Raw genomic sequence first — 1,560 nt, 5'->3', positions numbered from 1 at the left:
ATGGCCGTAATGATCATCCAAATCCTCATTTTCATCCAGCAACGGCACCCAATGCTGCTAATAGTCCCGCAGAAAAAATAGATTCTTATTGGAAATAAAGACATGAATGATCAATTAAATAACCAGTTTTGGTATGAAGTAGTTATCGACGATGTTCCAAGATGTTTGCCAGGAACATCTATTCATGATTTACTCTTACATATTATGAAGGCGACAGAACTCAAATATGTTGTTACAGACGATGTCGAAGGTGGTATGGTTCTTTATTTTCAACAAATAGAGCACGTTCCAATCGAACTAAACGAAGTGCTTCCAAAATTTAAAACTGTTATTCAATTTGATTGGGCAGACTTCTTTTTATATAAAAACTATCCATCAGGTTGGGAATCCTTTAAAGAAAGATCAACTCGAAATCTTGATTATTACGAGTTAATACAAGAAACTGATGTAACAGTCAGAGCTGTAGACGATCAATACATGTATGTATACACAAAAGACGAGAACGTGGTTAAAGTTATTTCTGATAATTACTTCACGGAAAGTATCAAATTTGCTCCTATAGAAAACTATATTTTCCCCTACTGATCAATTTTTTGAATTGCTTGGTTTGCTTAAGGGGAAATAGTGTTAGCTTTATCAGGAAAATCATAAGCTTCCTAATAACCAGAATCAAAACGAAAAAAAATCTCCAGGAAATTTACAAAAACAAATTGAACAAGGAAAATCGCCCAAATCTGTAGAAAGAGCCGACAAAGGTCGTGGCGAATATGAGAAAGACCACGTACACTTTAAAGATGGCTCAGCTTTGAATTCAGACGGCACATGGAAACACGGAAACAGAGATCTCACAAATGCTGAAATAGATTGGTTAAAAAATAATGGATGGCAATCTCCGTAGGAGTAACTAATGAAATACTTTGATGAAAAATGGTGTTTTAGCACAATTAGCGATGATGAAATTGATGCACGATTGATGATGTATAAACAATACGTTGATAGCATCTACAATGAAATTCCTTTTGTTTTGAAACTTTTTGCAAAATCAATTTTTTTTCATGACGGAATCATCGATAAAATAGTGTTTTCGCAGAACAACAACTATTTAAAAATACATGGTGTTTTTGGAGATTTATTAATCGGTTACTATTTTCTAGAAATTAACTACAAAAATGTATGTGTTTTGAATGAAAAAATGCTTGATTATATTTTTAAAAATAAAAATAAAGAAGTTTTAAGCAACGAAATCGAAGTTCTTATAAACGATCGATATGCCCATCGATTTTTTTTCTCAGATAAAACAGAGATCGAAATCGTTTTCGAAGATGTTGATATAAAAATTGAAAATACGCATCAAAGATCATATAAGAGGTCAATATGTGACTTCGAAATAACCTAACTGTTGCCAGCGTGGCTGGTTGGAAGGTGGGTGAATACCTCAACTGATCTCAAGCAAAGAATTATTTCTCTCCTGGAGATAATCAGGCGCATCAGTCCAATATTGTCCATTCTTTTGGGGTGGGATGATAGCGGACGATCCTTAGATGATAATTTGCCCTATAA

Annotated in this window: 2 protein-coding genes; both read left to right on the top strand. The window is 33.7% G+C overall.

Translation table 11 applies throughout. The features are described 5' to 3' along the window. Positions 1-102: 102 nt before the first annotated feature. Positions 103-585 carry a hypothetical protein gene (locus C0512_RS15540; protein ID WP_290863214.1) on the top strand — a complete coding sequence of 161 codons (483 nt, stop codon included), beginning with the start codon at positions 103-105 and terminating at the stop codon, positions 583-585. Positions 586-907: 322 nt separating this feature from the next. Continuing rightward, positions 908-1,396 (top strand): hypothetical protein, encoded by a 489-nt coding sequence (locus C0512_RS15535; protein ID WP_290863212.1) that lies wholly within the window; start codon positions 908-910, stop codon positions 1,394-1,396. Positions 1,397-1,560: the final 164 nt, after the last annotated feature.

Source organism: Flavobacterium sp., from assembly GCF_013822155.1.
Taxonomy (GTDB): domain Bacteria; phylum Bacteroidota; class Bacteroidia; order Flavobacteriales; family Flavobacteriaceae; genus Flavobacterium.
Note: the sequence above shows the minus strand (reverse complement) of the source record. Positions and strands in the feature narration are given on the sequence as shown.